This is a genomic window from Actinoplanes oryzae (genome assembly GCF_030757795.1).
Taxonomy (GTDB): domain Bacteria; phylum Actinomycetota; class Actinomycetes; order Mycobacteriales; family Micromonosporaceae; genus Actinoplanes.
The window spans coordinates 92,930-99,019 of sequence record NZ_JAUQWH010000009.1; the positions used below are offsets into that span (position 1 = coordinate 92,930).

Annotated in this window: 4 protein-coding genes and 1 pseudogene; 2 read left to right on the forward strand and 3 right to left on the reverse strand. The window is 71.2% G+C overall.

Going from position 1 to position 6,090, the window contains the following annotated elements; genetic code table 11:
- The first annotated feature begins 49 nt into the window (after positions 1-49).
- The gene (locus RBH18_RS05445) at positions 50-1,084 is read left to right on the forward strand and encodes a hypothetical protein (RefSeq protein WP_306204824.1); all 1,035 of its coding nucleotides are present in this window, start codon (positions 50-52) and stop codon (positions 1,082-1,084) included.
- A gap of 60 nt (positions 1,085-1,144) precedes the next feature.
- Here RBH18_RS05445 and RBH18_RS05450 read toward each other — a convergent pair whose 3' ends face one another.
- Both RBH18_RS05450 and metG read right to left on the reverse strand, forming a co-directional pair.
- A complete protein-coding gene (locus tag RBH18_RS05450) occupies positions 1,145-2,461 on the reverse strand; it encodes a hypothetical protein (RefSeq protein WP_306204825.1) in 1,317 nt (438 codons plus the stop codon).
- Positions 2,462-2,744: 283 nt separating this feature from the next.
- Complete coding sequence (gene metG, locus RBH18_RS05455) at positions 2,745-4,529, reverse strand: methionine--tRNA ligase (RefSeq protein WP_306204826.1); 1,785 nt, start codon at positions 4,527-4,529, stop codon at positions 2,745-2,747.
- 108 nt (positions 4,530-4,637) lie between these two features.
- On the opposite strand from metG, the gene RBH18_RS05460 reads away from it, so the two are divergent.
- Positions 4,638-5,936, forward strand: coding sequence for a hypothetical protein (locus RBH18_RS05460; RefSeq protein WP_306204827.1), 1,299 nt, complete (start codon positions 4,638-4,640; stop codon positions 5,934-5,936).
- Here RBH18_RS05460 and RBH18_RS05465 read toward each other — a convergent pair.
- Positions 5,930-6,090, reverse strand: a pseudogene (locus tag RBH18_RS05465) (16S rRNA (cytidine(1402)-2'-O)-methyltransferase); the annotation flags it as partial. The gene RBH18_RS05460 and the pseudogene RBH18_RS05465 overlap by 7 nt on opposite strands.

Below are 6,090 nucleotides of genomic sequence, written 5' to 3' on the forward strand. Positions count from 1 at the left end.
TAACCTTCCGTTAACCCTGGGTCCACCAGCTACCACTAGGTTGCTGCGGGTGACCGTGACCGGGGATGCCCAGGTGGACGTCGATCCACTGGAGCCACCGCTGATGGCACCACTACGCCGCGACTTCTCCTGGGCACGGGTCCAGGAGATGAGCCAGTCCGCCGGGCACCAGCAGGATCCGGTGCTGCAGGGAATCCGGGCCACCGCCGCCGTACGCCGCGGCACCCGCATGATGAAGCTGCTCTCCGCTGCCCAGCTCGCCGGGCACCTGGCCGGCTGGCTGCCGTACGGCTTCTGTTATCGCGCCTGCGACATCGCCCACCTGCGGACGCCCGACGAGCTCGCGATCCTCCGCACGGACGGCGTGCCCGAGGGCGATTCCGTCGCCTACGCCCTGCGCTGGCGCGCCACCGACCCCAGCGACTTCGAGATCCCGATGGGCTCGACGCAGGCCGGCCTCGCCGCGCTCCCCGCACACTCCCGGGTCGGCTCGATGGTGCTCGGCACCGGCTTCACGCCCAGCACCGACGACCTGATCCCGGAGTTCGTCACCGCGGGCTTCGCCGACCTGCCCACGCCCGCCAACGCCCAGCTGATCGCCTATCCGGGCACCGGCGACGAGGTGGTCCTCTACACCTATCAGCCGGAGCAGCACGGCTGGCTGCGGCTGGCCGGTCCCCGCTGGCGGCACCTGCTCGAGGGCATCCCGGGCGTCAGTCCCGACCGCGAGTACGTCCCGTGCACCGACGCCGGCGCCGCCCGGCTGATCGGCCGGATCAAGGAGCACGAGTACCAGGCCGTCGCCGACCCGCCCGCCGAGTTCCGCGTGCGGGCGCTGACCCGGGCCGCCCGCTACCCCGTGGAGACGCTGGCCCGCCGGGCCGAGCTGGCCCGCTGGCGCACGGTCCCGGCCTGGGTGCTGCAGCGCGACGACAACTGGGCGCGGCTCCGGCTGACCCATCCGGACGTGGACTCGATCGCCGCGGTGGGCGCCCGCTGCTACGAGCGCGGGGTGTACGAGGTGTGGGCTCCGGTGCGCGAGCTGGCCGACCACCACATCTCCGAGCTGGCGTACCAGATCTGAGCGGGAACACGAGAAAGGCCCGGCGAGTGCCGGGCCTTTTCCGTTACCTCCGGTCGTACGTCACGCCTTGCTGATCTTGCCCTTGACCGACGACCACTTGCTCTGGTGGTCCGCCCAGTCCCAGGTGATCGCGTCGACGTAGATCGTGCCGCCCTTCGGCAGGCTGCTCAGCTTGACCGACCACTTGCCCTTGCTCGGCTTGATCGTGAGGCCGGCGCAGTTGTTGTACTCGTCCTGCGTGTACACCCGCTTCCACTTCTTCTGCGGGGTGTAGCAGTAGACCTTGCTGCCGACGATCCGGCTGACCCACACGTAGACGTACGGCGTGCCGGAGCCCTTGTCGCTGACGGTGCCCTTGACGGTCCGCCACGCCTTGGCGCTGGTCGACTTCGCGGGCTTGGTGACCTTGACGGTCGGCTTCCACGAGTCGGTCTTGACGTTGATCTGCGTCACGTACAGCGCCGACGACGCGCCGTACTTGTTGTAGAACGTGGCCCGGACGGTGACCTTGCCCTTGATCAGGCCGCCGTTGAGACGGTGGTAGTAGATGCCGGAGAACGACTGGTTCTTGCCGGCGATCCAGTTCTTGTAGCCATCGCCCCAGTCGAACCAGATCTTCGTGGTCCCCGCCGGCACGCCGGTCAGCTTCCAGGTGATCTTCTGACCCGGCCACACGCTGTACGCGCTCGGCTTCCACGAACCCGGCTTGGTGACCTTGAGCGTCTTGCTGTACGAGTTCGCGTTCCCGGCCTTGTCCGTGATCGTGAACTTGATCGTGTAGGTCTTGGCGACCGTGTACTGCTTGTTGATCGGCGCCTGGCCCGGCTTGAGCGTGCTCGAGGTGCCGTCGCCCCAGCTGACGACGCGCTTGACGTCGGCGACCGGGTTGTCGTCCTTGATGGTGCCCTGGGCCAGGGCGACACGCTGGCCCATCCAGATGGCGCTGGTGTTCAGCGTGAACGAGCCGGTCGGCTTCTGGGTGTCCGGCGCGGGCGTCGGCGTCGTCGGGTCCTCCGACGGCGGCGTGCTCGGGTCCTCGGACGGCGGCGGCGTGGTCTCGGACGGCGAGGTGCTCGGGTCCGGCGTCTGGCTGGTCGGCGGGTCGCCCGGCACGGGCTCGCTGGGCACCGGCGAGGTCGGCTCGTCGGACGGCTCCGGCGACGAGGCCGGGTCGGACGGCTCCGGCGTCGGGGTCTCGGTGGTCGGCGGCGGGCTGGTCGGGTCGCTCGGCGTCGGGTCGTCGGCGAGGATCGAGGCCACGTCGGTGGCCGAGTCCCGCTCGTCGGCGAAGGCCGGCGTGCCGACGGCGAGGCCGCCGGCCAGCAGAGCGCCGCTGACCACCACGGCCAGCAACGGGCGCTTCAGTCGTGCGTTCAAGGAAACTCCTTCGTGAGGGGTGACCTTGGACGGTGGAAACGCCTCAATCGGTCAGGGCGGACGAAACGCACCCGTACCGATGAAACGCAACCGTTCCCCCGTGGTCGGCGCTGAAAGTACTAGATCCGAGCCACCCTCATCAATCCCGTTCCGGCGCGCCCACGACGAAGCCCGCCGGCGCCTTCCTGGCACCGGCGGGCTGACGTGCGTAAATACCCGGGCACTGCACAGCGTGTCCACAGAAACCAGCCGTTCGGCTGAGTCCGGGCCGCCGTGCGGAGGATCAGGAGCCGAGGCGCTCCAGCTCCTCCTCGATCACCGACGGGTCGAGCTTGCGGAAGACCGGCTTCGGCGCGGCCAGCGGCGTCCCCGGCACCAGCGGCACGGACTCCCAGCGCGCGCCCCCGGCGTAGTCGCCGGTCAGCACCGGGTAGGCCGGCCCGCCGTCGAGGTCCTCGACCTGCTCGATGCGCGGCATCGGGGCGTGCACACCGGTGCCGCCGAGCAGCTCGTGCACCTTCTGGGCGGAGTGCGGCAGGAAGGGCGTCAGCAGCGTGTTGGCGTCCCGCACCACCTGCAGGGCGACGTGCAGGATGGTGCCCATGCGCGGCTTCGAGGCCTCGTCCTTGAGCTTCCACGGCGCCTGGTCGGAGAGGTACTTGTTGGCCTCGGCGACCACGCGCATGGCCTCGCCGATCGCGGCCTTCTGCCGGTGCTTGCCGATCAGGTCGCCGACCGTCGCGAAGCCCGCCCTGGCGACCTCGAGCAGCGCCCTGTCCTCGTCGGTCAGGTCGACGGCCGCCGGGATCGCGCCGAAGTTCTTCGCCGCCATCGAGATCGACCGGTTGACCAGGTTGCCCCAGCCGGCCACCAGCTCGTCGTTGTTGCGCCGGACGAACTCCGCCCACGTGAAGTCGGTGTCGTTGGACTCCGGGCCGGCCGCCGCGATGAAGTAGCGCAGGGCGTCGGCGTCGTAGCGCTCGAGGAAGTCGCGGACGTAGATGACCACCTTGCGCGACGAGGAGAACTTCCTGCCCTCCATCGTCAGATACTCGCTGGAGACCACCTCGGTCGGCAGGTTGAGCTCGCCCAGCGACCCCGGCTTGCCGCCCTTGTCGCCCTCGCCCGAATAGCCGAGCAGCAGCGCCGGCCAGATCACCGAGTGGAAGACGATGTTGTCCTTGCCCATGAAGTAGTAGCCGAGCGACTCCGGCCGCTGCCACCACTTGCGCCACGCGTCGGGGTCGCCGGAGCGCCGGGCCCACTCGATCGAGGCCGAGAGGTAGCCGATGACGGCGTCGAACCACACGTAGATGCGCTTGTCGTTGCGGTCCTGCCAGCCCTCGAGCGGGATCGGCACGCCCCACTCCAGGTCGCGGGTGATCGCCCGGGGCTGCAGGTCCTCGAGCAGGTTGCGCGAGAACTTGAGGACGTTGGGCCGCCAGCCCTCCCGCGTGTCGAGCCACTTGCCGAGCGCCTCGGCGAAGGCGGGCAGGTCGAGGAAGAAGTGCTCGGTCTCGACGAACTCCGGCGTCTCGCCGTTGATCCGCGAGCGCGGGTTGATCAGCTGCTCGGGGTCGAGCTGGTTGCCGCAGTTGTCGCACTGGTCGCCGCGCGCGCTCGCATAGCCGCAGATGGGGCAGGTGCCCTCGATGTAGCGGTCGGGCAGCGTGCGGCCGGTCGACGGCGAGATGGCGCCCAGCGTGGTCTTGGCGACGATGTAGCCGTTGTCGTGCAGCCCCTTGAAGAGCTCCTGCACGACGGCGTAGTGGTTGCGCGTCGTGGTGCGGGTGAACAGGTCGTAGGAGAGCCCGAGCCCGTGCAGGTCCTCGACGATCACGCGGTTGTAGCGGTCGGCGAGCTCGCGCGCCGTGACCCCCTCCGCGTCGGCCTGGACCTGGATCGGGGTGCCGTGCTCGTCGGTGCCCGAGACCATGAGCACGTCGTGACCGGCCATGCGCATGAACCGGCTGAAAACGTCGGAGGGCACCCCGAAGCCGGAGACATGACCGATGTGGCGCGGGCCGTTGGCATAGGGCCAGGCGACCGCGGCGAGAACGTGACTCATGGACAACAAGCGTAGTGACTCCGCTCGACCACCGGGCGCTCACCCTTTTTGACCGACACGCCGGTTATGTACCTTGATGGCGCCGAACCCCGTAGTTCACTGGACCTCATGACGGGAGATGCGCCGCAGCCTGGGGAAACGTCGCGCAGCAGCGGCAACCCGTGGACCTGGTCCGACCCCGCCACCGGCGCGTGGTGGCGGGGCGACAGCGGTCCCGCCCCGCGCGGCCCGGGCGCGGCCCGGACGGAGGCCACGATGACGCCCCCGAAGCAGGCCGAGCACAGCGGCGAGGCGGGCGTGGCGCACGACGCCGGCATGGAGGACACGGCAGCCGCCCTCATCGGCAAGCCGGCGGAGGCCCGGCCCAAGCGCGCGCCGCGGGTCCGGAAGGCGGCCGCCGACGGCCCGAAGGATGTCGAGCACATGCACGACGAGGTCGGCGCCGAGCGCTTCAACACCGGCGGGACGGCGACCGCGTACCAGCCCCGGGGCAAGGCCGAGGCGCCGGCGGAGGACCAGCCCGAGCCCACGATCGTGGACCTGCTCGCCGCCCTCCCGGTCGAGGACGCCCGGCCGCCCCGGGCCGCGGACATGACCATCGACGGCGACGCGGTGGACGTACAGGAGCTGATGGTCTTGCCCGAACCCGACCGTAACCGGCCGACGGTGCCGCTCGATCGCGGCCCGGTGCCCGGCCGGCCGCCGCAGAGCCGCCCGCGTCCCGCCCGGGCCCGCGAGGACGCCGCCCGCGCGGACCAGGCCCTGCAGGAGCGGGTACGCGCCGAGCGCACCGCCGCCCTGCTGGAGACCTCGCCGTTCTGGCTCTCCGAGGAGGAACGCGCCAAGCGGACCGCCACCGTCGCGCCGCCGGACCGGGCCACCACCCGTCCGCCGCGCCGCAAGCTGCGGGATCCGCGCCGGCCGGTCACCGGGCTCGCCGCCCTGCTCGCCCTCGCGCTCGTCGCCGCGTTCTTCTCCTGGGTCAGCGCGGAGCCGTTCTGGCTCGCGGTCGGCCACGGACGCACCGGTACGGCCACCGTGGCCCAGTGCACCGGCACCGGCGTCTCCCAGCGGTGCGCCGGCACGTTCCGCCCGGAGGGCAGCAGCACGGTCGTCGAGGGCGTCGCCCTGCTCGGCGTTCAGGAGGCTCAGCGCGCCGGGGGCACGGCGACGCCCGCGCGCATGGTGAGCACGACGAGCCGGCAGGCGTACGTGGGCGACACCGGCCTGCTCATGCACCTGCGCTGGACGCTGGGCTTCCTGCTGGTCCTGCTCTGCGGCTTCGGCATCGCGCTGCTGACCGGCACGGGACGGCTGGAGACCTCCCGGGCCCGGCGCGGCGCGCTGCTCATGAGCCTGGCCGGACCCCTGCTGCTGCTCGGCGGGTTCCTCTTCGTGACCTACTGAGCCGCGTGGACCAGCTCGTAGACCTCGCGCTTACGCAGGCCGTACGCGTCGGCGACGGCCTGGATCGCGTCCCGGCGGGAGACGCCGGCGGCCTCGCGCTCCGCCACGGCGGCGCGCAGCTCCTCGTCGGCCGGCCGCTCGGCCGGGCCGGCGG

What these genes read in the sequence shown, in the direction of transcription:
- metG (WP_306204826.1), bottom strand. Translation starts at nt 4,529, where the DNA reads ATGAGTCACGTTCTCGCCGCGGTCGCCTGGCCCTATGCCAACGGCCCG.
- RBH18_RS05460 (WP_306204827.1), top strand. Translation starts at nt 4,638, where the DNA reads ATGACGGGAGATGCGCCGCAGCCTGGGGAAACGTCGCGCAGCAGCGGC.